This window comes from Pantoea alfalfae (genome assembly GCF_019880205.1).
Classification (GTDB): Bacteria; Pseudomonadota; Gammaproteobacteria; order Enterobacterales; family Enterobacteriaceae; genus Pantoea; species Pantoea alfalfae.
Window position 1 is genome coordinate 1,583,995 of sequence record NZ_CP082292.1, and the last position, 24,612, is coordinate 1,608,606.

The 24,612-nt window shown below is 60.1% G+C and carries 23 protein-coding genes; 19 read left to right on the forward strand and 4 right to left on the reverse strand.

Going from position 1 to position 24,612, the window contains the following annotated elements; all coding sequences use genetic code 11:
- Positions 1–158 precede the first annotated feature (158 nt).
- The 14 genes from phnF to phnE (K6R05_RS07375) all read left to right on the forward strand — a co-directional run bounded on the left by phnF (position 159) and on the right by phnE (K6R05_RS07375) (position 11,407).
- A complete protein-coding gene (gene phnF, locus K6R05_RS07310; RefSeq protein ID WP_222925471.1) occupies positions 159–872 on the forward strand; it encodes a phosphonate metabolism transcriptional regulator PhnF in 714 nt (237 codons plus the stop codon).
- Positions 872–1,318: a phosphonate C-P lyase system protein PhnG gene (phnG, locus tag K6R05_RS07315; protein ID WP_161736015.1), complete on the forward strand. Its 447-nt coding sequence runs from the start codon at positions 872–874 to the stop codon at positions 1,316–1,318. The genes phnF and phnG overlap by 1 nt, the downstream gene beginning before the upstream one ends.
- Positions 1,318–1,893 carry a phosphonate C-P lyase system protein PhnH gene (gene phnH, locus K6R05_RS07320; protein ID WP_090959849.1) on the forward strand — a complete coding sequence of 192 codons (576 nt, stop codon included), beginning with the start codon at positions 1,318–1,320 and terminating at the stop codon, positions 1,891–1,893. Before phnG ends, phnH begins: the two co-directional genes overlap by 1 nt.
- On the forward strand, positions 1,893–2,969 hold the full coding sequence (locus K6R05_RS07325) for a carbon-phosphorus lyase complex subunit (protein ID WP_161736014.1): 1,077 nt from the start codon (positions 1,893–1,895) through the stop codon (positions 2,967–2,969). The genes phnH and K6R05_RS07325 overlap by 1 nt, the downstream gene beginning before the upstream one ends.
- Positions 2,962–3,810, forward strand: coding sequence for an alpha-D-ribose 1-methylphosphonate 5-phosphate C-P-lyase PhnJ (locus K6R05_RS07330; RefSeq protein ID WP_110330551.1), 849 nt, complete (start codon positions 2,962–2,964; stop codon positions 3,808–3,810). The genes K6R05_RS07325 and K6R05_RS07330 overlap by 8 nt, the downstream gene beginning before the upstream one ends.
- Positions 3,800–4,561, forward strand: coding sequence for a phosphonate C-P lyase system protein PhnK (gene phnK, locus K6R05_RS07335; RefSeq protein WP_161736012.1), 762 nt, complete (start codon positions 3,800–3,802; stop codon positions 4,559–4,561). The genes K6R05_RS07330 and phnK overlap by 11 nt, the downstream gene beginning before the upstream one ends.
- Positions 4,562–5,275 carry a phosphonate C-P lyase system protein PhnL gene (phnL, locus tag K6R05_RS07340; protein WP_222925314.1) on the forward strand — a complete coding sequence of 238 codons (714 nt, stop codon included), beginning with the start codon at positions 4,562–4,564 and terminating at the stop codon, positions 5,273–5,275.
- Positions 5,272–6,408 (forward strand): alpha-D-ribose 1-methylphosphonate 5-triphosphate diphosphatase, encoded by a 1,137-nt coding sequence (phnM, locus tag K6R05_RS07345; RefSeq protein WP_161736010.1) that lies wholly within the window; start codon positions 5,272–5,274, stop codon positions 6,406–6,408. The genes phnL and phnM overlap by 4 nt, the downstream gene beginning before the upstream one ends.
- Complete coding sequence (gene phnN / locus K6R05_RS07350) at positions 6,408–6,944, forward strand: ribose 1,5-bisphosphokinase (protein ID WP_161736009.1); 537 nt, start codon at positions 6,408–6,410, stop codon at positions 6,942–6,944. Before phnM ends, phnN begins: the two co-directional genes overlap by 1 nt.
- Positions 6,941–7,711 carry a phosphonate metabolism protein PhnP gene (gene phnP / locus K6R05_RS07355; protein WP_222925315.1) on the forward strand — a complete coding sequence of 257 codons (771 nt, stop codon included), beginning with the start codon at positions 6,941–6,943 and terminating at the stop codon, positions 7,709–7,711. Before phnN ends, phnP begins: the two co-directional genes overlap by 4 nt.
- A gap of 78 nt (positions 7,712–7,789) precedes the next feature.
- On the forward strand, positions 7,790–8,620 hold the full coding sequence (gene phnC, locus K6R05_RS07360) for a phosphonate ABC transporter ATP-binding protein (protein WP_222925316.1): 831 nt from the start codon (positions 7,790–7,792) through the stop codon (positions 8,618–8,620).
- 26 nt (positions 8,621–8,646) lie between these two features.
- The gene (gene phnD / locus K6R05_RS07365) at positions 8,647–9,573 is read left to right on the forward strand and encodes a phosphonate ABC transporter substrate-binding protein (RefSeq protein ID WP_161736006.1); all 927 of its coding nucleotides are present in this window, start codon (positions 8,647–8,649) and stop codon (positions 9,571–9,573) included.
- Positions 9,574–9,665: 92 nt separating this feature from the next.
- Positions 9,666–10,526, forward strand: a complete 861-nt coding sequence (phnE, locus tag K6R05_RS07370) for a phosphonate ABC transporter, permease protein PhnE (protein WP_222925317.1) — start codon at positions 9,666–9,668, stop codon at positions 10,524–10,526.
- On the forward strand, positions 10,523–11,407 hold the full coding sequence (gene phnE / locus K6R05_RS07375) for a phosphonate ABC transporter, permease protein PhnE (protein WP_222925318.1): 885 nt from the start codon (positions 10,523–10,525) through the stop codon (positions 11,405–11,407). The genes phnE (K6R05_RS07370) and phnE (K6R05_RS07375) overlap by 4 nt, the downstream gene beginning before the upstream one ends.
- Here phnE (K6R05_RS07375) and K6R05_RS07380 read toward each other — a convergent pair.
- Positions 11,361–13,970: an ATP-binding protein gene (locus tag K6R05_RS07380; protein ID WP_222925319.1), complete on the reverse strand. Its 2,610-nt coding sequence runs from the start codon at positions 13,968–13,970 to the stop codon at positions 11,361–11,363. The genes phnE (K6R05_RS07375) and K6R05_RS07380 overlap by 47 nt on opposite strands.
- A gap of 147 nt (positions 13,971–14,117) precedes the next feature.
- Here K6R05_RS07380 and K6R05_RS07385 point away from each other — a divergent pair, with 147 nt between their 5' ends.
- The 4 genes from K6R05_RS07385 to K6R05_RS07400 all read left to right on the forward strand — a co-directional run bounded on the left by K6R05_RS07385 (position 14,118) and on the right by K6R05_RS07400 (position 18,381).
- The gene (locus K6R05_RS07385; protein WP_222925320.1) at positions 14,118–15,632 is read left to right on the forward strand and encodes a sugar ABC transporter ATP-binding protein; all 1,515 of its coding nucleotides are present in this window, start codon (positions 14,118–14,120) and stop codon (positions 15,630–15,632) included.
- Positions 15,633–15,642: 10 nt separating this feature from the next.
- The gene (locus K6R05_RS07390) at positions 15,643–16,623 is read left to right on the forward strand and encodes an ABC transporter permease subunit (RefSeq protein WP_161736001.1); all 981 of its coding nucleotides are present in this window, start codon (positions 15,643–15,645) and stop codon (positions 16,621–16,623) included.
- A 91-nt stretch (positions 16,624–16,714) separates the two neighbouring features.
- Positions 16,715–17,653, forward strand: a complete 939-nt coding sequence (locus tag K6R05_RS07395) for an ABC transporter substrate-binding protein (RefSeq protein ID WP_013358324.1) — start codon at positions 16,715–16,717, stop codon at positions 17,651–17,653.
- Between the two features lie 44 nt (positions 17,654–17,697).
- Positions 17,698–18,381 carry a D-lyxose/D-mannose isomerase gene (locus K6R05_RS07400; protein WP_161735999.1) on the forward strand — a complete coding sequence of 228 codons (684 nt, stop codon included), beginning with the start codon at positions 17,698–17,700 and terminating at the stop codon, positions 18,379–18,381.
- Positions 18,382–18,396: 15 nt separating this feature from the next.
- Here the strand turns inward: K6R05_RS07400 and K6R05_RS07405 are convergent, their stop codons facing one another.
- On the reverse strand, positions 18,397–19,140 hold the full coding sequence (locus K6R05_RS07405) for a response regulator (RefSeq protein ID WP_222925321.1): 744 nt from the start codon (positions 19,138–19,140) through the stop codon (positions 18,397–18,399).
- A gap of 422 nt (positions 19,141–19,562) precedes the next feature.
- On the opposite strand from K6R05_RS07405, the gene K6R05_RS07410 reads away from it, so the two are divergent.
- On the forward strand, positions 19,563–20,861 hold the full coding sequence (locus tag K6R05_RS07410) for an NCS2 family permease (protein ID WP_222925472.1): 1,299 nt from the start codon (positions 19,563–19,565) through the stop codon (positions 20,859–20,861).
- 823 nt (positions 20,862–21,684) lie between these two features.
- Here the strand turns inward: K6R05_RS07410 and K6R05_RS07415 are convergent.
- A complete protein-coding gene (locus K6R05_RS07415; protein ID WP_222925322.1) occupies positions 21,685–22,350 on the reverse strand; it encodes a PAS domain-containing protein in 666 nt (221 codons plus the stop codon).
- A gap of 4 nt (positions 22,351–22,354) precedes the next feature.
- Entirely contained in the window at positions 22,355–23,038 is a 684-nt protein-coding gene (locus tag K6R05_RS07420) for a helix-turn-helix transcriptional regulator (protein WP_222925323.1), read from the reverse strand.
- Positions 23,039–24,612 lie beyond the last annotated feature (1,574 nt).

Sequence of the window (24,612 nt, forward strand, 5' to 3'; positions counted from 1 at the left end):
GCCTCTTTATCCTTAACTGGCTTCTGTCCCGACTTTCACATTCACCCCACCTTCACCCCTGCGTCACTATTCTGTCATCTGCGTCCCTCAGGCTAACCCCATCCCGCAGCGTCTTATCACTGCGTTCCCACTCTGTAACCCGTGAGGATTTCATCGTGATGGAGTTATCCAGACATCCGACCACTGTCTATCAGGCTGTTGCCGCACAACTGGAGCAGGCGCTGAAAGAGCGCTACCGCTGCGGCGACTATCTTCCTTCCGAACAACAGCTGGCCGATCACTATGAGGTGAACCGCCACACCCTGCGCCGCGCTGTCGATGAGCTGGTGCACAAAGGGCTGCTGCAGCGCCGTCATGGCGTCGGCATCCTGGTGCTGATGCGCCCGTATGACTATCCGCTGCATGCGCAGGCGCGCTTTAGCCAGAACCTGATGGAGCAGGGCAGTCACCCGACCAGCGAACGGCTGCTGGCGGTGCTGCGTCCGGCCAGCAACGACGTCGCCAGTGCGCTGGGCGTAAAAGAGGGCGAAAACGTCATTCACCTGCGCACCCTGCGCCGCGCCAACGGCGTGCCGCTCTGCCTGATCAACCATTTCCTCGCCGACCTCAGCTGGTGGCCACAGCTGCAGCAATTTAACAGCGGGTCGCTGCACGATTTCTTAGTGGAGCACACCGGCAAACAGCTGGTGCGCACCCAGACGCGTATCAGCACCCGCCGGGCGCAGGCAAAGGAGTGTCGGCAGCTGGATATCGCGCTGCATGCGCCGCTGCTCTGCGTGCGGACCCTGAACAAAACCAGTGATGGCGCGGTGGCGGAATACTCCGTCAGCCTGACGCGCGGCGACATGATCGAACTGACTCTGGAGCACTAATGGAACAGCAAACGGATCGCCAGCGCTGGCTGTCGGTGCTGGCACACAGCAGCGCCACCCTGCTTGAAGCGCACTGGCAGGCGCTTAATCTCCAGCCCGAATTCACGCTGGTTCGTCCGGCAGAGATCGGGCTGACGCGGTTACAGGCGCGGATGGGGGCTACCGGAAAACGCTTCGTGATGGGTGATGCCACGGTAACGCGCGCAGTGGTGCAGCTGGGCGACGGCACCCTGGGCTACAGCTACCTGTTAGGGCGCGACAAAGCCCATGCCGAACGCTGCGCCCTGCTGGATGCGCTGTTGCAGCAGCCGGAAACCCGGCTTTTGCTGGAAGAGAAGATTATTACGCCGCTGGCAGCGTGGCGCGATGAGCAGCGACAGCTGCGCGCCCGTGAAATCGCCAGCAGCAAAGTGGATTTCTTTACGCTGGTTCGCGGAGATAACTGATGACTTTACTGGCAAGTTTTAACCATCCGGTCGCGGATGCACAGCGCGCGTTTCGCCGCATTCTGAAAGCGATGAGCGAACCGGGCGTGATGGTCTCGCTGCCGCTGCAACAGGGCTGGGGCGCACTGTCCCCGGCGGCCACGGCGCTGCTGCTGACGCTGGTTGACCAGGAAAGTCCGGTCTGGCTGGATGCGCAAATCGACAACGAACAGCTGCGCAACAATCTGCGCTTCCACACCGGCGCGCCCATCACCACGCAGCAGGACGCCCCTTTCGCGCTGAGCCATGCGGCGGCGCAGCCGGATCCGACGCAGTTCGCGGCGGGTGACAACATGTCGCCGGAAAAAAGCACCACGCTGATTATCGAGGTACCGTCGCTGAATGGCGGATTAACGCTGCGTCTCTCCGGTCCCGGCCTGCGGGAAACCCGCGCCATTGCGCCGCAGCTGCCGGAAAGCGTACTGGAATATCTGCGCACCCGTCCGCATCCGTTTCCACAGGGCGTGGATCTGATCTTCACCTGTGGCGAAGCGATCATGGCCGTGCCGCGCACCACCGTTGTGGAGGTGTGCTGATGTATGTCGCGGTGAAAGGGGGCGAAAAAGCCATCTCTAATGCCCACCAGCTGCAGGCCGATCTGCGACGCGGGGATCGGGCAGTAGCGGAACTCGGCTGTGACCAGGTGGCGCAGCAGCTGGGCCTGGCGGTGGACCGGGTGATGACCGAAGGCGGAATTTACGATCCGCAACTGGCGGCGCTGGCTATCAAGCAGGCCAGCGGCGATCTGGTCGAGGCGATCTTTCTGCTGCGCGCTTATCGAACCACATTGCCACGGCTGGCGGAGAGCACGCCGCTGGCGACCGGTGCGATGCGTATCGAACGCCGCATCTCGGCGGTCTACAAAGATCTGCCGGGCGGCCAGGTGCTGGGCCCAACCTATGACTACAGCCACCGGCTGCTCGACTTCACGCTGCTGGCTAACGGTGAAACGCCCGCTGCGCCGCGTGACGATTGCCCGGTGCCAGACCAGTGCCCCCATATGTTCAGCATGATGAGCGAGGAAGGGCTGGCTGCTGGCGAGGTGGATGACGGCAGCGAGCCGGTCGATATCACCCGCGAGCCAGTGAGTTTTCCCGCCTCACGCGCCGCGCGGCTGCAACAGCTGGTGCGCGGCGACGAAGGGTTTCTGCTGGCGCTGGGCTATTCGACCCAGCGCGGCTATGGCCGTACCCATCCGTTTGCCGGTGAGATCCGCACCGGCACTCTCAGCGTCAGCATCTGTCCCGAAGAGCTGGGTTTTGAGCTGGAGATCGGGGAACTGCTGCTGACGGAGTGTGAAATGGTCAACGGCGTCGCCCACAGCGATGATGCTGCGCCGCAGTTTACCCGGGGTTACGGGCTGGTGTTTGGCCGTGCCGAACGCAAAGCGATGGCGATGGCGCTGGTAGACCGCGCGCTGCAAAGCCGCGAGCAGAATGAGCGTGTGACCAGCCCGGCGCAGGATGAAGAGTTTGTGCTGTCGCACGCCGACAACGTCGAAGCGGCGGGCTTTGTCTCGCACCTCAAGCTGCCGCACTACGTCGATTTTCAGGCCGAGCTGGAATTGCTGAAACAGCTCCAGAACGATTATCAGGAACGCAACCATGGCTGAACTCACCGGCTATAACAACGGCTATCTCGACGAGCAGACCAAACGCACCATCCGTCGCGCCATCCTGAAAGCGGTGGCGATCCCCGGCTATCAGGTGCCATTCGCCGGACGCGAGATGCCGATGCCTTACGGCTGGGGCACTGGCGGCATCCAGATCACCGCCAGCGTGATTGGCGATCAGGATGTGCTCAAGGTGATCGATCAGGGCGCAGATGACACCACGAATGCGGTATCGATCCGCCAGTTCTTTAAGCGGGTCAGCGGCGCGGCCACCACCGAGCGCACCGCCGATGCCACGCTGATCCAGACCCGCCATCGCATCCCGGAAACGCCACTGGAGGAGGATCAGATCCTGATTTTTCAGGTGCCGATCCCTGAGCCACTGCGTTTTATTGAGCCGCGCGAAACCGAGACCCGCACTATGCACGCGCTGGAGGAGTACGGCATCATGCAGGTGAAGCTGTATGAAGATATCGCCCGCTACGGGCATATCGCCACCACCTACGCTTATCCGGTGCGGGTCAACGATCGCTACGTGATGGATCCGTCGCCCATTCCTAAATTCGATAACCCGAAGATGCACATGATGCCCGCGTTGCAGCTGTTTGGTGCCGGGCGTGAAAAGCGCATCTACGCTTTGCCGCCTTATACCCGCGTGGAGAGTCTCGACTTCGACGATCACCCGTTCACCGTGCAGCAGTGGGAAGAACCCTGCGCGCTGTGCGGCTCGCGCCACAGCTATCTCGATGAGGTGGTGATGGACGATCAGGGAACGCGGATGTTTGTCTGCTCCGACACCGACTTTTGCCATCAGCAGCAGGAACAGCAACATGCACAGTGAACAGCCGCTGCTTGCGGTGAACCAGCTCACCCATCTTTACGCGCCGGGCAAAGGGTTTGAGCAGGTCAGTTTTGATCTCTGGCCCGGTGAAGTGCTGGGGATTGTCGGCGAGTCCGGCTCCGGTAAAACCACGCTGCTGCAGAGCCTGTCGGCGCGTCTGACGCCGCAGCAGGGCAGCATTCTTTATCAGAACCGCAACCTTTATCAGATGAGTGAAAGCGATCGCCGTCGCCTGCTGCGCACCGAGTGGGGCGTAGTACATCAGCATCCGATGGACGGACTGCGTTCGCAGGTCAGTGCGGGCGGCAACATCGGCGAACGGCTGATGGCGACCGGGCAGCGCCACTATGGCGACATCCGCGCCGAGGCGAGCCGCTGGTTACAGGCGGTAGAGATTGATGCCGGTCGCATCGACGATCTGCCGACCACCTTTTCCGGCGGGATGCAGCAGCGTCTGCAGATTGCCCGTAACCTGGTGACGCAGCCGCAGCTGATGTTTATGGATGAGCCAACCGGCGGGCTGGATGTCTCGGTGCAGGCGCGACTGCTGGATCTGCTGCGAACGCTGGTGCGCGAGCTGAATCTGGCGGTGGTGATTGTCACTCACGATCTCGGCGTAGCGCGACTGCTGGCGCATCGCCTGCTGGTGATGAAACAGGGGCGGGTGGTGGAGAGCGGTCTGACCGACCGCGTGCTGGACGATCCTCATCATCCTTACACTCAACTGCTGGTCTCTTCGGTGCTCAATTAAATGACGACTCACACTCCGCGTCTGCGTGTAGAAAATCTGTGTAAAACCTTTGTGCTGCACAATCAGAACGGCGCGGCGCTGCCGGTGCTGCACAACGCCAGTCTGACGGCAGGCGAGGGCGAATGCGTGGTGCTGCACGGTCACTCTGGTAGCGGCAAATCCACGCTACTGCGCGCGCTTTATGGCAACTATCAGCCCGACAGCGGCCACATCCGCGTGGCGCATCAGGGCGAATGGATCGATATGGCGCAGGCATCAGCGCGTCAGATTATCGCCCTGCGCCGTGACACGCTGGGCTGGGTCAGCCAGTTTCTGCGGGTGATCCCGCGCGTGCCGACACTGGAGATTGTGATGCAGCCGCTGCTGGAGCGCGGCGTGGATCGTGAATTCTGCGAAGCGCGGGCCGCCGAACTGCTGGCCCGGCTGAATGTGCCGCAGCGTCTCTGGTCGTTGGCCCCGTCCACCTTTTCCGGCGGAGAGCAGCAGCGCGTGAACATCGCTCGCGGCTTTATCGCCGACTATCCGGTGCTACTGCTGGATGAACCCACCGCCTCGCTCGACAGCGTCAACAGCGCGGCGGTAGTGAGTTTGATTGAACAGGCGCGCGCCCGGGGTGCCGCCATCGTCGGTATTTTTCACGATCGGGCGGTGCGCGAGCGGGTAGCCGACCGGCTGCACCTGATGCACCCGACCGACACAGGAGTGCAGGCATGATCATCAATAACGTCAGACTGGTGCTGGAAAACGAAGTGGTGAACGGATCGCTGGAGTTTCGTGATGAGCGCATCAGCAGCTTCAGCGAAACCACCAGCCAGCAGCCGGGCGCGCTGGATGGCGAAGGGGCCTGGCTGCTGCCGGGGCTGGTGGAGCTGCACACCGATAACCTCGACAAGTTTTTCACCCCACGGCCAAAAGTGGACTGGCCTGCACATTCGGCGATGAGCAGCCACGATGCGCTGATGGTTTCCAGCGGCATCACCACCGTGCTGGACGCGATTGGCGTGGGCGATGTGCGCGACGGCGGGCACCGGCTGGATAACCTCAGCAAGATGATCGACGCCATCCGCGACAGCAACCGTAAAGGGCTGAACCGGGCCGAGCATCTGCTGCATCTGCGCTGTGAACTGCCGCATCCTACCACCGCGCCGCTGTTTGAAGCGCTGATGGGCACGCCGGAACTGGCGCTGGTGTCGCTGATGGACCATTCGCCGGGCCAGCGCCAGTATGCGTCGCTGACCAAATATCGCGAATATTATCAGGGCAAATATCAGCTCAACGACGCCGAGATGGATCAGTTCGAGCATGACCAGCTCACTCTGGCGGCAGCGTGGTCGCAGCCCAATCGTCAGGCGATTGCCGGACTGTGCCGCGAACATGGCATCGCCATTGCCAGCCACGATGACGCTACCGCGGCGCACGTGGAGGAATCCCATGCGGCAGGCAGCCGCATCGCGGAGTTTCCGACCACGCTGGAGGCGGCTCGCGCCTCACGCTATCGCAACATGCAGGTGCTGATGGGCGCGCCCAACATCGTGCGCGGCGGCTCGCACTCCGGCAACGTTGCCGCCTGGGAACTGGCGTCACACGGCCTGCTGAATATTCTGTCATCCGATTACTACCCGGCCAGCCTGCTGGATGCGGCGTTCCGGCTGGCAGATGATGAGCGCAACAGCCTCGGCATGGCGCAGGCGATTGCACTGGTGACCTGTAACCCGGCCCGCGCGCTAGGGCTGGAGGATCGCGGTGTGATCGCCGAGGGCTGCCGCGCCGATCTGGTGCTGGCGCACACCGCACACGGTTACCCGCACGTGCGGCACGTCTGGAGCAAAGGTCGGCAGGTGTACTGATGGCGCGGCTGATCTGGCTCACCGGTCCCTCGGGTTCGGGTAAAGACAGCCTGCTGGATGCGCTGCGGGCGTCACCGCCGCCCCGGCTGCTGATCGCCCATCGCTACATTACCCGCGCCGCCGATGCGGGCGGTGAAAACCATGTGGCGCTGACTGAGGCGGAGTTTGAGCGTCGCGCCGCACTCGGCCTGTTTGCGGTGAGCTGGGAGGCGCACGGTTTCCGCTACGGCATCGGCTGTGAGACCGAGCAATGGCTGTTGCGCGGGCAGAATGTGGTGGTGAACGGGTCGCGGCTGCATCTGGCCCAGGCGCAGGCGCGGTTTGGTGCGCAGCTGCTGCCAGTCTGTCTGCAGGTGTCGCCCGCGGTACTGGCGGCGCGGCTGCGTCAGCGCGGACGGGAAGATGAGGCGGAGATCGCCCGGCGGCTGGCGCGCGCCGCTCAGCCGCAGCCCGATGGCTGCCTTATTCTCAACAACGACGGCGCGCTGGCGGATACCGTCTGCCAGCTGCGCCAGATACTGGAGGCGCATCAATGAAACTCACTTTTCTGGGTACCGGCGGGGTGACTGCGGCACCGCTGCCGGGCTGCGACTGTCGCGCCTGCCAGCGGGCGCAGCGCAATAGCGCCCATGCGCGTGCGGCCTGCAGTGCGCTGATTGAGTTTGGCCACGAGCGAATCCTGCTGGATGCCGGTCTGCCGCTGCTGGCGTCGCGCTTTCCGCCCGGCACGCTGACGCGCATTCTGCTGACCCATTACCACATGGATCATGTGCAGGGCCTGTTTGCGCTGCGCTGGGGAGTGGGCGCACCGATTCCGGTCTGGGGACCGCCCGATCCGCGTGGCTGTGACGATCTCTATAAACACCCTGGCCTGCTCGATTTCCGTCCCGCCTTAACGCCGTTTGTGGCGCACGCCTTCGGTGAATTGCAGGTCACGCCGCTGCCCCTGCAACACTCGAAGCTGACGCACGGCTATCTGTTCGACTGGCATGGCACCCGGCTCGCCTGGCTGTGCGACACCTGCGAACTGCCGTCCGATACCGCCGACTTCCTGCGTGGCCAGCCGCTGGATCAACTGGTGATTGACTGCAACGATCCGCCCCGTGCCGAACCGCGTAATCACAATGATGTGACCCGGGCACTGGCGATTGCGGCGCTGCTTCAGCCGCGTCAGACGTGGCTGACCCACCTCAGTCATGAGATGGATAACTGGTTAGCCGAAAACCCGTTGTCGGAGGGTGTGCAGCCTGCCCGTGACGGTCAGACATTGCTGTGCGGTGCGCACTGGCCTGTCACGGTTTGATCATCTTGCTGTCATCCCGCGTTCATCGCGCCACGCCTTAATAACCGGCAGACGCAATCAGCGATGACGGAGAACAGCATGGCACAGGCACTTCTGAAAACGGTGGTCGATAACGACGTACCACCGGTCAGCCACAGCGGACAAAAAGTGTTGTCGGTGCAGAAACTGAGCAAAGCCTACGGCGACACCCAGGTGCTGGATCAGGTTAGTTTCGACCTGCACGCCGGTGAACTGGTGGCGGTGATTGGCCGCTCGGGCGCGGGTAAATCGACCCTGCTGCATATGCTCAACGGCACGATTAACGCCACGTCCGGCGCGATTATAAGCCTGCATGAAGGCGAAGCCGATCGTAACGTGGTCACGCTCAACAGCCGCCAGCTGCGCGAATGGCGCAGCCAGTGCGGCATGATCTTTCAGGACTTCTGTCTGGTGCCGCGACTCGACGTGCTGACCAACGTGCTGCTGGGCCGTCTGAGCCAGACCGGCACGCTGAAGTCTTTCTTTAAAATCTTCTCTGACCAGGACCGGGCGCACGCCATCGAACTGCTGCAGTGGATGAACATGCTGCCGCAGGCGCTGCAGCGGGCGGAAAACCTCTCTGGCGGTCAGATGCAGCGCGTGGCGATCTGTCGCGCATTAATGCAGAACCCCAAAATCCTGCTGGCCGATGAGCCGGTGGCGTCGCTCGACCCTAAAAATACCAAACGCATCATGGATGTACTGCGTCAGGTCAGCGAGCAGGGCATCAGCGTCATGGTCAACCTGCACTCGATTGAGCTGGTGAAAAGCTATTGCACCCGTGTGATTGGCATCCAGCGCGGCGTGGTGCTGTTTGACGGCCATCCTTCCCGACTCACCGACAGCCTGCTGCACCAGCTGTACGGTGATGAACTTAACCAAATCCATTAACGTCCACAGCAAGAGAATAATTCCGAATGAAACTGACTTCTTTAGCACTTCTGACCCCTGTCATGGCGTTTGGTGTCAGCGCAGCGGATGCGCCGAAACAGCTTAATCTGGGGATTCTGGGCGGGCAGAACGCCACCCAGCAGATCGGCGACAATCAGTGTGTGAAGACCTTCTTTGATAAAGAGCTGGGTGTGGATACCCAGATGCGCAACGCCTCTGACTATTCGGGCGTGATTCAGGGCCTGCTGGGCGGCAAGATCGATATGGTACTGAGTATGTCACCGGCTTCGTTTGCCTCGGTCTACATTCAGGACCCGAAAGCGGTAGACGTGGTCGGCATTGTGGTGGATGACAAAGATCAGTCACGTGGCTACCACTCTGTCGTCATCGTTAAAGCGGACAGCCCGTATAAAAAGCTGGAAGACCTGAAGGGCAAATCTTTCGGTATGGCCGATCCCGACTCGACGTCCGGTTTCCTGATGCCAAACCAGGCGTTTAAGAAGATGTTCGGCGGCTCGGTGGATGACAAATATAACAACACCTTCTCCAGCGTCACCTTCTCTGGCGGCCATGAGCAGGACATTCTGGGCGTGCTGAACAACCAGTTCGATGGCGCGGTCACCTGGACCTCGCTGGTCGGTGACTACAACAGCGGCTACACCTCTGGCGCATTTGGCCGTCTGATCCGTATGGACCATCCGGATCTGATGAAGCAGATCCGCATTATCTGGCAGTCACCGCTGATTCCCAACGGCCCGGTGCTGGTCAGCAACAAGCTGCCCGCTGACTTTAAAGCGAAAGTGGTGTCGGCGATTAAAAAGCTGGATAAGGAAGATCACGCCTGCTTCGTGAAAGCGGTAGGCGGTGAGCAGCATATCGGTGAGGCGACGGTCGCTGATTACAAAAATATCATCGATATGAAACGTGACCTGATGAAAGGCAGCCGCGGCTAAGGCCGGACTTCCTGACTTTTCCTGCCCAGGCGGGAAAGGCGGGACGCGGCAACCCCGCCTGCGTCCCGCTGCTTTAGCGCCGGAGAACCCCTTTGACCGACTTCGAACACTATTACCAACGCATCCGCCGTCAGCAGAAGCGTGACACGCTGTTGTGGTCACTGCTGCTGGTGGCGCTCTATCTGGCGGCGGGCAGGGTGGCAGAATTTAATCTGCTCACCGTCTGGCAGTCGCTGCCGCACTTCTTCGACTACCTGCACGAAATCCTGCCGGTGCTGCATCTGCCGCTGCTGTTTGCCGACGGCAAAACCAGTGGCTCGCTGGCTTACTGGGGCTACCGTCTGCCGATTCAGCTGCCGCTGATCTGGGAAACGCTGCAACTGGCGCTGGCCTCGACGCTGGTGGCGGTGGCACTGGCCGCAGTGCTGGCCTTTTTCGCCGCCGACAACACCCAGACGCCGGTCAGCGTGCGGATGACGATTCGCGCCTGTGTTGCCTTTCTGCGCACCATGCCAGAGCTGGCGTGGGCGGTGATGTTTGTCATGGCGTTTGGCATCGGCGCGATCCCTGGTTTTCTGGCGCTGGCGCTGCACACCGTGGGCAGCCTGACCAAGCTGTTTTACGAGGCGATTGAGTCGGCGTCGGATAAGCCGGTGCGCGGTCTGGCCGCCTGCGGTGCCAGCAAGCTGCAGCGGATGCGTTTCGCCTTCTGGCCACAGGTGAAACCGATCTTTCTCTCCTACAGCTTTATGCGGCTGGAGATTAACTTTCGCTCCTCCACCATTCTTGGGCTGGTCGGCGCGGGTGGCATCGGCCAGGAGCTGATGACCAATATCAAACTGGACCGCTACGATCAGGTCAGTATCACGCTGCTGCTGATCCTGATTGTGGTGTCGCTGCTGGATACGCTCTCCGGCCAGCTTCGTCGCCGTGTCACAGGAGACAGGACATGATAAGCACCGTTCCCGATATCGCGCTAATGAAGCAGCAGCATCGTGAACTCTTCGCCGCACAGCCGCGCTATCTGCGTCGCCTGGCGCTGATGACACTGGCAGTGCTGCTCTACTACCTCTTTTTCTTCTCGGTATTTGGTCTGGAGTGGCCGCGTTTGCTGATGGGCTGTCAGCAGCTGGGGCGCTATTTCCTGCGGATGTTTGTCTGGCACGATTTCGTGAACTGGCCGTTTGGCTACTATCTGTCGCAGGTCGGCATCACCTTAGGGATTGTCTTTGCCGGCACGCTGACTGCCTCGCTGCTGGCGCTGCCGCTGTCGTTTCTGGCGGCACGCAATGTGATGCACGATCGCGCTGCGAAGCCGCTGGCGTTTCTGGTGCGGCGTCTGTTCGATGTGTTACGCGGCATCGATATGGCGATCTGGGGGCTGATATTCGTGCGAGCGGTGGGGATGGGGCCGCTGGCCGGGGTGCTGGCGATTATCCTGCAGGATGTCGGCCTGCTCGGTAAGCTGTACGCCGAAGGGCATGAAGCGGTGGAGCGCTCGCCCAGTCGCGGGCTGGGCGCGGTCGGGGCCAACAGTCTGCAGAAACACCGGTTCGGCATCTTCACCCAGTCATTTCCGCAGTTCCTGGCGCTGAGCCTTTACCAGATTGAGTCTAATACCCGCTCGGCGGCGGTGCTGGGCTTTGTCGGCGCGGGTGGCGTCGGCCTGGTCTATGCCGAGAACATGCGGCTGTGGAACTGGGATGTGGTGATGTTCCTGACGCTGATCCTGGTGGTAGTGGTCATGGTGATGGATGTGATCTCTAGCCGCCTGCGTAAGCGCTACATCAGTGGCAAGCCGGTGCCGTTGTGGCAGCCTGCTGCGCGCGATTAAGTCGCTCGCTGCGCTGCCAGGCGCGCTGCAGCGCCTGCACCAGCTGGGCCTGCTGCCAGGGTTTCGCCAGCCGTTCGCACAGCGGCAGCGTCACCGGCTGGTGGCGCAGATCCTGACCGCTGATAAGCAGCGTCGCCAGCTGCGGCCAGTTCTGCTGCGCCTGGCGGATCACCTCTGCACCATTGATCTCGCCGGGCAGCATCAGATCGCTGATCAGCAGGTCGATATCAGGCGTCTGGCGCAGCAGCGCCAGCGCCGCTTCACCATCACCACACTCCAGCGTCAGATACCCCAGCTGATGCAGATGCTCGCACAACGTCTGGCGCACCGCCGGTTCATCATCCAGCACCAGTATCAGCCGGTTGTTCGCTGCCTCTGCCTCCGCGGGCTTTGGCGGTGGCGGGGCGATCGCGGCAGTGGCGGCGGCTTCCGAAGCGCGCGGCAACAGCAGCCGCACCGTGGTGCCCTGGCCCGGCGCGGTTTCCAGTTCGATCTGCCCGCCTGACTGTCGCACAAAGCCGTAAACCATTGACAGCCCCAGCCCGCTGCCGCTGCCGGTGGCTTTGGTGGTGAAGAAGGGCTCGAAAACCTGCTCGCGAACCTCGGCGGACATACCACAACCGCGATCGATGACCTCTATTGTGACCCTGTCACTTTTCTCGCCTGCTTCCGGACGACGCTGATTCCAGATGCGCAGCCGGATTTCGCCGCTTTGCTGATACATCGCATCGCGCGCGTTTACCACCAGATTCATCAGCGCATTCTCCAGCTGGCTGGCATCAATCCAGGCCAGCCAGCCAGGACGCTGCGCATCAATAACCAGCTGCTGACCCGGCAGCAGCGAGTGTTGCAACAGGCTCTGCAGGTTATCCACCAGCGTCACCACCGACACCGCGCGGGGATAGAGCGCCTGCTTGCGTGAAAACGCCAGCAGCCGCTGCGTCAGCTGGGCGGCGCGATCGGCGGCCTGCCGCGCCCGCTCTATCCGGGTCGCCAGCGGGCCGGGCATCAGCTGGCCTTCAGTCAGCGCCAGACTGCCGATAATCACCGCCAGCAGATTGTTGAAGTCGTGCGCCAGGCCGCCGGTCAGCTGACCGACCGCCTTCATCTTCTGGCTGTGCTGTAGCGCCTCCTCCAGCGTTTTGCGCGAGGTCCGATCCAGCACGGTATTGACCATGCCGCGCCGGGGGATCGGGCTGAAGCGCAGCTCCAGTGTCCGGCCATCGGCCAGCCGGATCTCCTGCGGTTCGCCGGGATCGTGCAGATCGACCGCCAGCGGAGCCAGCAGTTGCTGATAATGGACGCCACGATGCAGCTCACGCGGCGCGATACCCAGCAGCTCGGCATACTGGGCGTTCCACACCACCAGCTGACCGTGGTGATCGAACAGGGCAAAGCCGTCGCGCATCGCCAGAAACGTGGATTCCAGCTGATTACTTTTCTCTTTCAGCAGTCGTGAGGTATGCGCCAGCGAGGAGGTATTGCGGGCAAAGACGTTAAAGGCGCGCGCCAGCTCGCCCAGCTCGTCGCGCCGCTGCAATCCCGGCACGCTGACGTTCTGCTCGCCCTGCGCCAGCCGCGTCATCGCCCCGGCAATCGCCGTCAGGCTCGACCCAAGATTGCGGTAGATATAGATCCCGGCGTACCCGGTGATCGCCAGCGCCAGCAGCACAAATAGCGCGATAAAGCCGATGATGGAGTCGAGTTCGTGATGGGTGGCCTGGGTGCGCGCCTCGCTCTGCAATGCGACCTGCTGCACCGACGCATTGATATCGTCGTTCAGCATCGCGACCAGCGCTTTAATCCGGTAGGTGGCGTAGGCGATCGCCAGGTCACTCTGCTCCAGCGCCTCCGCCAGCGGCAGCAGGCGCTGCTGAGTGACCAGCAGCCGTTGTACCTGCTGACCGGTGATCCCCGTCAGCGGCACCGTGCGCCACTGCGTCATGATCTGCTGAAGCTGCTCAATCACGGCGATGGGCGAGGGTGTACGGATGGCGATGGTGATCAGCCGTTCGGTCTGTTCGCGCAGTGCGGCATCCGGTCGCGTCCGCTGTTCCAGCTGCACCCGCTGGTCGATATGGCTGAGCAGAATCTGCGTCTGCCACAGATCGCTCAGCATGTTGTTGCGCTGCAGATGCCGCTGATGGCCGTTCAGCAGCAGGCTGTTAATCGTCTGTTCCAGCATCAGGCTGCGCGCGCGGATCCGGGCGATGCGCTCCGGCTGACGGGCCGCCAGCGGCGCGCTGGCCAGCAGGCTCAGCGACTGCTGCAACGCCTGCTGATTCTGCTGCAGCCGCTGTGATTCGCTCTGATACTCCAGCGCCCCGACCACCTGCGACAGCCGCACCGCTGCTGTCGCCACGTTGGCGGTGTCACGTGCCAGCGCCAGGCTGCCGTTCATATCCGCCAGCGTCTGCGCCTGCGCCTGCTCCTGAATCGCCCCGGCATGACGAAAGCCGATAATCGCCACCACGCTCACCATCAGCGTGACCGACACTACCAGCAGATTGAACATCAACAGGCGGCCACGTGCCCCGGCCTGCCACGGATAACTGCGCTGCATCCCACGACCTCTTCATCACTGCAACAGTGGGCCGAGTATAGGAGCGTGATGTCGGGCATTTATGACAAATATGAATGGCGGCTGACATTTTCCGTTTATCTGGTGTTGCTTAACTGGCGGCTATCCACAGTCCGCAGGAGCAGGGCGATGACAGCCACACCGATACTGGAAATGCGGGGCATTACCCGGCGCTTCGGCAATTTTCATGCCCTGAAGGGCGTTGACCTCACGGTGTATCCTGGTGAGGTTCATGCGCTGATGGGGGAGAACGGCGCGGGTAAAAGCACACTGATGAAGATTCTGGCCGGTGCCTATACCGCCAGCAGCGGGGAAATTCTCATTGAAGGCAGGCCCTATACGATTAAGGGGCCGAAAGAGGCGCTGGCCGCCGGGATCACCCTGATTTATCAGGAGATCAACCTGGCACCCAATCTGACGGTGGCGGAGAACATTTTTCTCGGCAGCGAAATCGCACCCGGCGGGCTGGTGAAGCGGCGGCAGATGGCCGAAGAGGCGCAGCGGGTGATTGACCGGCTCGGCGCGCAGTTCAGCGCCTGGGATCTGGTGAGTCGATTGAGCATCGCCGAGCAGCAGCAGGTGGAGATCGCCCGCGCGCTGCAACGCAACAGCCGCATCCTGGTGATGGATGAGCCGACCGCCGCGCTCTCTAATCGCGAAACCGAACAGCTTTTTGCGCTGATTAAACGGCTGCGCAGCGAAGGCATGGCCATTATCTATATCAGCCACCGCATGGCGGAGGTCTATGAGCTGTCCGATCGCGTCAGCGTGCTGCGTGACGGGGAGTATGTGGGCAGCCTGACCCGTGACCAGCTCAATGCCAGTGAACTGGTGCGGATGATGGTCGGGCGGCCGCTCAGCGACCTGTTTAACAAAGACCGGGCTATCCCGTTGGGCGACATCCGGCTGGCAGTGAATCACCTCGCCGACGGCGGCAAAGTGCATCCCAGCAGTCTGGCGGTGCGGGCCGGGGAAATAGTCGGCCTGGCCGGTCTGGTGGGCGCAGGCCGCAGTGAACTGGCACAGCTGATCTTTGGCGTACACAAGCCGAAACAGGGTGAGATCTGGATCGACGGCGAGAAGGTCACTATTCATTCGCCGCGTGATGCGATTGCGCGCGGTATCGGTTTTCTCACTGAGAACCGCAAAGAGCAGGGGCTGTTTCTGGAGATGGCGGCGCAGGAGAACATCGTCATGGCGACGCTGGAGCGCGATTCGAGTTACGGCATGCTCAACCGCCGTAAAGGACAGACCATCGCGACGGAGGCGATCGCCTCACTCAATATTCGTGTACCACACGCTCAGGTCCGTGCAGGCGGCCTGTCGGGCGGCAACCAGCAGAAGCTGCTGATCTCACGCTGGGTGGCGATTGGCCCGCGCATTCTGATCCTGGATGAGCCGACGCGCGGCGTCGATGTCGGCGCGAAAAGCGAGATCTACCGCATGATGCAGGAGATGGCGCGGCAGGGTGTGGCGATTTTAATGATCTCCAGCGAACTGCCGGAAGTGGTCGGGATGAGCGACCGCGTTTACGTGATGCACGAAGGCACCATCGTCGGTGAGCTTGAGGGCAGCCACATCAGTCAGGAAAACATTATGACGCTGGCAACCGGTGCGCACAGCACGTCAGCAGGCGAAATCTGAGGAGACCATCATGTCACAACTGGCCCGCACCAAAGCGCCGACGCTGAAACGCGCCCTGATGGGCGATCTGCTGCAAACGGTGGGTATCCTGCCGATTCTTATCCTGATCGTGGCGGTATTTGGGTTCGTTACGCCCAACTTCTTTACCGAAGCGAACCTGCTCAACATTACCCGTCAGGCGTCGATCAACATCGTGCTGGCGGCGGGCATGACCTTTGTCATTCTGACCGGCGGCATCGACCTGTCGGTGGGATCGATGCTGGGCACTACGGCGGTGGTCGCGCTGGTGGCGTCGCTGGATCCGATGCTCGCCTCCCTTACTATTCCGATGGCGCTGGGCGCGGGCCTGGTGATGGGGCTGTTCAACGGTATCCTGGTCGCCTGGGCCGGATTGCCGCCCTTTATTGTCACGCTCGGCACCTACACTGCGCTGCGCGGGGCGGCCTATCTGCTGGCGAACGGCACCACGGTGATTAACTCCGATATTAACTTTGAGTGGATTGGTAACGGCTATCTCGGGCCGGTGCCGTGGCTGATTGTGATTGCCTTTGCGGTAATCGCCATCTGCTGGTTCATCCTGCGTCGCACCACGCTGGGCGTCCATATCTACGCGGTCGGCGGCAACATCCAGGCGGCGCGTCTTACCGGCATCAAGGTTGGCGTGGTGCTGCTGTTTGTCTACGGCATGAGCGGCCTGCTGTCAGGGCTGGGCGGCTTAATGAGCGCCTCGCGGCTCTACAGCGCCAACGGCAACCTCGGCGTCGGCTACGAGCTGGATGCGATTGCGGCGGTGATCCTCGGCGGGACCAGCTTTGTCGGCGGCATCGGCACCATCACCGGCACCCTGATTGGCGCACTGATTATCGCCACGCTGAACAACGGCATGACGCTGATGGGCGTCTCCTATTTCTGGCAGCTGGTGATTAAGGGCGCGGTGATCATCATCGCGGTCCTGATCGACAAATACCGTACCCGACATCATGTGAGTTGAGGCTGAAAAGGGCGGATGCGCCGTGTCGCCTCCGCCACCCAAAAAAACGCCATTAAGCGGTTGGCACCTTGAAAACAGCAGGAGAAGGTCTATGCGTTTTAATCCGATTGTAACCGGGCTGCTGGCGGCGACGCTGTTCAGCACCGGCCTGGCTCAGGCAAAAGAACTCAAATCTATTGGCGTCACGGTCGGCGATCTCGCTAACCCCTTCTTCGTGCAGATCACCAAAGGCGCAGAGATGAAGGCGCGTCAGCTGGCGGGCGATAAGGTCAACGTGACGCTGGTCTCCAGCGGTTACGATCTCGGTCAGCAGGTCGGCCAGATTGATAACTTTATCGCGGCCAAAGTCGACATGATTATCCTCAATGCCGCCGACTCCAAAGGGATCGCCCCGGCGGTGAAGCGGGCGCGTGACGCCGGTATCGTGGTGGTGGCGGTCGACGTGGCAGCCGATGGCGCGAATGCGACCATCACCTCCGATAACACCGAGGCGGGCGCGATGGCCTGTAAATATATTTCTGACCGCCTGAAGAACAAAGGCAACGTGGTGATCATCAACGGACCGCCGGTTTCAGCTGTACAGAACCGCGTTGAAGGCTGCATGAATGAGCTGAAAACCCATCCGGATATCAAGCTGCTCTCCTACAACCAGAACGCCAAAGGCAGTCGTGAAGGCGGACTGGAAGTCATGACCGGCCTGCTCTCGGCTAACCCGAAAATCGATGCGGTCTTTGCTATCAACGACCCGACCGCGATTGGTGCCGATTTAGCCGCGAAACAGGCGCAGCGCAGTGAGTTCTTTATCGTTGGCGTCGATGGCTCGCCAGACGGTGAAGAGGCGCTGAAGCGCAAGAATTCACTGTTCGTTGCGACGCCTGCGCAGGACCCGCAGGTCATGGCGGCCAAAGCGGTTGAGATTGGCTATGACATCCTGCAGGGCAAACCGGCCCCGGATAAGCCCGTGCTGATCCCGGTGAAACTGATCGACCGCAATAATATCGGCAGCTATCAGGGCTGGACGGTGAAATAGGCTTTAATGTGGCACCCTTCGGGTGCCGCTCTCAGGAGGCCACTATGCAACGTTCAGAGGTTAACTCTTATCTGCAACATACCCGCGAGTTTTTCCGGCAGCAGGATGTGCATCTGCCGCCGTGGGCCGATTACAGCGTCAGCCAGTGGCGCGCTCAGGATCGCGACGTGATACAGGAGATTCTGGCGCTGCGGCTGGGCTGGGACCTCACCAGTTTTGGCGCGGCAGATTTTATGCAGACCGGCCTGACGCTGTTTACCCTTCGTAACGGCTCGCCGGGCGGGCAGCCGTGGCATAAACCCTACGCCGAGAAGATAATGCACGTGCGTGAAGGGCAACTGACGCCGATGCACTATCATCCGCGCAAGATGGAAGACATCATCAATCGCGGCGGCGGCAACCTGATTGTCGAACTGCATAACCGCGACGGTGACGGGCTGGCTGACTCGCCGGTGGCAGTGTCGCTGGATGGCCTGCGCCAGATTCATGCTGCCGGTTCACAACTGCGGCTCTCTCCGGGTGAAAGCGTAACGCTGGAGGCGGGCGTCTGGCACAGTTTCTGGGGCGAAAGCGGCTTCGGCGATGTGCTGGTGGGCGAGGTATCAATGCCCAACGATGATGAAAACGACAACGTGTTTCTGACGCCGCTGGCCCGTTTTAATCCACTGAATGAGGATGAAGCGCCGCGCTGGCTGCTGTGCAACGATTATTCGGACTGGCTATCCTGAGCGCGGCAGGCGTAATCAGGCAATCTGACTGGCACGCGTTGTCGAATCGGGTTTCACCACATCGGCCGAAAAGACGTAACCCAGCCCGCGGATGGTGCGGATCAGGTCAGGCTGATGCGGGTTAGTTTCAATTTTACGGCGCAGCCGCATGATGAGCACGTCGATGGTGCGGTCAAACACATCGAGACTTTCGCTGTGGGTCAGCTCCAGCAGCTGATCGCGGGTCAGCACCTTGCGGGCGTGATGCACCAGCGCACGCAGCAGACTGTATTCTCCCTGGGTCAGCGGCACAAGTTCGCGCTGCGGATTAAACAGCTGGCAGCGGCCATCGTCCAGTTGCCAGCCGCCAAAACGCCAGCCCGCCTGTTCAGGATCGGCCTGTGCGATACGCCCGCTGCGACGCAGGGCCGCCCGGGCGCGCGCCACTACCACGCGGGGATTAAAGGGTTTGGCGATGTAGTCGTCTGCGCCCATCTCCAGACCGACTACCATCTCCGCTTCTGAACCCATGCCGGTCAGCATAATCACCAGCACTTCCGGTCGTTGCCGCTGAAGCTGCTGCAGCACCAGTAAACCGTTGGTATCGGGCAGCATCATATCCAGCATCACCAGCGAAATCTCCGGGTGCGCGTTGAGCATCAATAGCGCCTCGCGTCCCTGATGACAGCGGTAGACCGTTAACAGATGTTCACTTAACGCATCCTGCAGGACATCGCAGACAGCAGGATCATCATCCACCACCAAAATCGCTGGCTTCATGGCGCGGCCTCAATGTTACGAAAGAGTTAATTCTGGAGTCTACACAGGCCAGAAAAGGTTGCTGAGGCAGCGTGCTGAAACGTGACCCGCTTCGCCTGTGAGAGTATGGAAGCGTGCGCTGGCGCAGAGTTTTCAGGGGGTGCTGATTTGCCGCAGGAAAACGATTGCGCAGGATCGGTGCATTGCACCATAATCGCGCCTCGTTTTGGTTCGGACTCTTCTTAGGCAAGTCCGGCTCTGCCAGGTAATCGATTGCGTTTGCAGATGGCATGGCAATTGCTTTGGGCAGTGGGTAAGGCAGGGATTTCAGGCGGTTCTGGCACGCAGGTATGCAGCGGCCGGCATCCATGTCCCGGAAACAGAATAATCAGCATACAAACCCCTTTGGCAAGAGAGACGGCTGTCTCCTGTATCGAGAGATGATGATGTTAGAAAAACTATTCAAACTCAAAGCGCATAACACCACGGTTCGTACCGAGATTATCGCCGGGATCACCACCTTCCTGGCGATGGCCTATATTCTGTTTGTGAACCCGAGCATTCTGGGCGCAACCGGCATGGATAAAGGCGCGGTATTTGTCGCCACCTGTCTGGCGGCGGCGATTGGCTGCGTGCTGATGGGGCTGATCGCCAACTACCCGATCGCGCTGGCACCAGGCATGGGACTGAACGCCTTCTTTACCTACACCGTGGTGTTGCACATGGGTTACACGTGGCAGGTTGCGCTGGGCGCGGTGTTTCTCTCGGCAGTGATTTTCTTCGCAATGTCCCTGTTTAAAATCCGTGAGTGGATTATTGCCAGTATCCCGCTGCCGCTGCGCGCCGGGATTGGCGCCGGTATCGGGCTGTTCCTGGCGATCATTGCGCTGGAAGGGGCGGGCATCGTGGTCGATAATCCGGCCACGCTGGTGGGCATTGGCGATCTGACCAAACCGGGTCCGCTGCTGGCGATGCTTGGCTTTGTGGTGATCGTGGTACTGGAAGCGCGTCGCGTCACCGGCGCGGTGCTGATCGGTATTCTGCTGGTGACCTTTATCTCGATGGGCATGGGTTTGTCGCCGTTTGCCGGGGTCTTTTCTGCGCCGCCATCGATTGCACCAACCTTTATGCAGCTGGATATTGCCGGGGCATTTAACGTCGGCCTGATTAGCGTGATTTTCGCCTTCCTGTTTGTCGATGTGTTTGATAACACCGGCACGCTGCTGGGCGTGACGAAACGTGCTGGTCTGGCGGATGAGCAGGGCAACGTGCCGAAGATGGGCCGTGCGCTGATTGCTGACAGTGCGGCTGCACTGTTTGGTTCACTGCTCGGGACCTCGACCACCACCAGTTATGTGGAATCGGCGGCAGGCGTGAGTGCCGGTGGCCGTACCGGACTGACCGCGATCGTGGTGGGTATCCTGTTCCTGCTGGCACTGTTCTTCTCACCGCTGGCTTCCAGCGTGCCGGTTTACGCTACTGCGCCTGCACTGCTGTTTGTGGCGGTGCTGATGGCATCGGGTCTGGCAGATATTGACTGGAAAGATATCACCACGGCTGCCCCGGTTACCGTGACCGCGCTGACCATGCCGCTGACCTATTCCATCGCCAATGGCATCGCGTTTGGTTTTATTACCTGGACGCTGGTGAAGCTGTTGAGTGGTCGCGCGAAAGAGGTGAATGCGGCGCTGGTGATTCTGTCGATTTTGTTTGTGATTAAACTTGGGTGGTTAAGTGCTTAATCTACCGCGTTGCGGTTAAGGAATGCTTAGCAGCGGCTTGCTCTGGGTGGGTTACGCGTTGCAGTGGGCTTACTCTGAGCGGGTTACGCCCGCCAGGCGATAGGGAGTTTCAGGTTGCCTGTGCAGGCGGACGCGTTAAGGGGCGGACGCCCGCCCCTTAACAATCCCGGCGTCCGGCAGCCTGCGCGCCCCGCTGTGCGGGGTGCCTTCATCACGCCCTGCGGCCAGCGGACCGTCCGGACGCGCCATCCCTGGCGCGAACCGTCCTTTCGCCGACGTCCTGTCGGCTCATCCTGGCCTCCGGTTGTTCCTCAGCGCTTCGGACGCCTCTCACCAACCCCCGCCTGTGATTTCTTTGTGTTAACTGTGGTGCTGTGTTGTCTGCTGGACTTAAAGCCACAGTCAAAGTCAAAGCCAGTCCCAAAAAACCCACAGCGATAAAGTACCCAACACAGAAAGAAGAGATAACAGCAGGGGGGAGGGAGGCCGTCAGAACCGCAGAGCGGATGAGGGATTTCAGGACGAGCGACAGGGATGTCGCGAAGAGGCGGATTCGCGCCAGGGATGGCGCGTCCCGCTGGTCCGTAAGAAATCCTGAAAAAGCGAAGGAACCGCGAAGCGGCGGTGAAGCAGGCCGGAGCCCGGGGTCAAGGGGGCGCGGCGACTGGCGCCCCCTTGTCGGTCGCCTGCAGAGGCGATACTGAAACTGCCCAACTGCTCAGGCGAACGAAACCCCTCTCAGAGCCCGTTCGCGCAGCGAACATCCCAGCATCAGCTCTTCTGCCAGCCCGTTCGCGCAGCGAACAAACCCAGCCTCTGCGCCTCAGGTAATCAGCACATATCCTTTGTTCAGAAAAAAAGGCGGGATGTAGTTATCCCACCCCTCCTGCATACAATGCTCCTTCAACGCAGCGTTGTTGGTTGCACCAGATTTGTCGTAACAGCGTATAAGCCGGTTGCGAAGGGCCGGAGCACTGATGCCAAGAATTCCTGGCATAAGGTTCTGCTTTACCCCACAAAGCAGTAGCAGAATCACTTCCCATTCTTTGTCGGTGAAGATATTCGCGGGCCGGGTAAAGACAAAAGGTCTTCTGTCACGTGGCCGGAGGAACGTTGAAAAGTAAACATTGGTGATCTCAAGGTAGGTACAGATAATACCATCGGTTCCGTCATTGAACGTCCATGGGCGTTTCTCCACCATAAAAGATCGCAGCCTGTTCTCTTTTCCGTATTCAAAAGTCTTAAGCACAATGCTCATTTCTTTTGTATTCAGGATTTTTTTATCATCATGCAGAATATGGTGGTAATAATCGCTAATGTCTGGCGTCAGGTCGGTGTCAAATGTCCCCACAATAGTGTCAGACGTAACGTTGAAATAACTGCATGCAATCTTATTGGCATAAACATAGCGTGAGACACTGTTTTTAATAGCCCAGCCAAACAGCGAGTGATCAAAGTAATATTCAACAGGATTCAGCTTTCTGACCATCAGTTCATCCTCTTATTATAATATGGCCTTTTTTCAGAAAGAACGGTGGAATATAGTGGTCTAACTTATTGTCACGGCAATAGCCGGTCAGTGCGGAAAGCGAATTCAGGCCAGTCTTTCTGTAACAACTTCTGAGTCTGCCATTAACTGCGTCGGCTGAAATTGCCAGGATGCTGCTTATTTCTTTTATGTTCATGCCACAGACCAGCAGATAAACGACTTCCCACTCTTTTTCTGTGAAGACGGATGAGGGCGATTCAAAAGTCGCATGCCGAATTATTTTGCCGTCCAGCAACGCTCCCGGTGTGATGATCCTGACATGCCTGACGCTGACCAGTGTACCTATACAGTTATGCGTGTCGTCATACAGTGGCTCCTGAACGCTGTATGCGGGCTGCATGATTTTCTCTTTGCCCTGTATATGTGTGGTAATCGCTCTTACCGCCTGGCCAGTTCTTTCTATCTCTCTCTCCTGCTGGCTGAACAGGTCAGCAAATTCTGCAACCGGAACAGGCATATCTCTGATATGGCGACCTTCGTAGTCAAATTTCGTTGAAAGCGTCTGCCAGCTTTTGAACGTATTATTGACATAAACAAAGTGGGACTGATTGTCCTTCACGCCCCAGCCGACAACAGGATCGTTTTCAAACATCCTGATAAGCCTGGCAGGTAATGTAATTTCTTTCATGAGCGTGTCCTTACAGTTCCATTACTCTACATTAAATTGACCTTGCAACTTAATAACCCTACAAAGTAATAACACTTTATATAAAGTGCCGTACTTTAATTGTACCTTTATGCAAGCCGGGATGGGTGTGAAAGTAATATCACAAGCCAATGCGCAGGGAAAGTTGTCTGTATAATAAAAAAAGAAGTATGCCCATAACCGAAAGGTTATGGGCTTTTTGTATTAAGAGGCATATTAATTACGGGATTTAATTAGGGTTAATGACAGGACTTAGTGGTCCGCATAAATTTCGCTTTCGAGCGAGCTGACGCTGAGAAGGTTATGTTGCGCGGTGCCGACACACTGAGCAGGTTACGCCCGCCAGGCGAGGGGGAGTTTCAGGTTGCCTGTGCAGGCGGACGCGTTTAGGGGGCGTACGCCCGCCCCTTAACAATCCCGGCGTCCGGCTGCCTGCGCGCCCCGCCCTGCGGCCAGCGGACCGTCCGGACGCGCCATCCCTGGCGCGAACCGTCTTTTCGCCGACGTCCTGTCGGCTCATCCTGGCCTCTGGTTGTTCCTCAGCGCTGCGGATGCCTCTGGCAGACCCCTGCCGGTGAGAAAATTACGCTTTGCAGCGGGCTGGCACTGAGAAGGTTACGCCCGCCAGGCTATGGGGAGTTTCAGGTTGCCTGTGCAGGCGGACGCGTCAAGGGGCGTACGCCCGCCCCTTAACAATCCCGGCGTCCGGCTGCCTGCGCGCCCCGCCCTGCGGGGTGCCTTCGTCACGCCCTGCGGCCAGCGGACCGTCCGGACGCGCCATCCCTGGCGCGAACCGTCCTTTCGCCGACGTCCTGTCGGCTCATCCTGGCCTCCGGTTGTTCCTCAGCGCTCCGGATGCCTCTCCCAAACCCCCGCCTGTGATTTCTTTGTGTTAACTGTGGCGCTGTGTTGTCTGCTGGACTTAAAGCCACAGTCAAAGTTAAAGCCAGTCCCAAAAAACCCACAGCGATAAAGTACCCAACACAGAAAGAAGAGATAACAGCAGGGGGTTAGGGAGGCCATCTGAACCGCTAAGCGGATGAGGAATTTCAGGACGAGCGACAGGGATGTCGCGAAGAGGCGGGTTCGCGCCAGGGATGGCGCGTCCCGCTGGTCCGTAAGAAATCCGGAAGAAGCGAAGGAACCGCGAAGCGGCGGTGAAGCAGGCCGGAGCCCGGGGTCAAGGGGGCGCGGCGACTGGCGCCCCCTTGTCGGTCGCCTGCAGAGGCGGGTCTGAAACTGCCTAACTGCTCAGGCGAACGAAACCCCTCCCAGAGCCTGTTCGCGCAGCGAACACCATGTTATTAGCGCATGTAGCCCGCGAGGTGAACGAAAACCCTCTCAGAGCCTGTTCGCGCAGCGAACACCATGTTATTAGCGCATGTAGCCCGCGAGGTGAACGAAACCCCTCTCAGAGCCTGTTCGCGCAGCGAACACCATGTTATTAGCGCATGTAGCCCGCGAGGTGAACGAAACCCCTCTCAGAGCCTGTTCGCGCAGCGAACACCATGTTATTAGCGCATGTGCCCGCGAGGTGAACGAAACCCCTCTCAGAG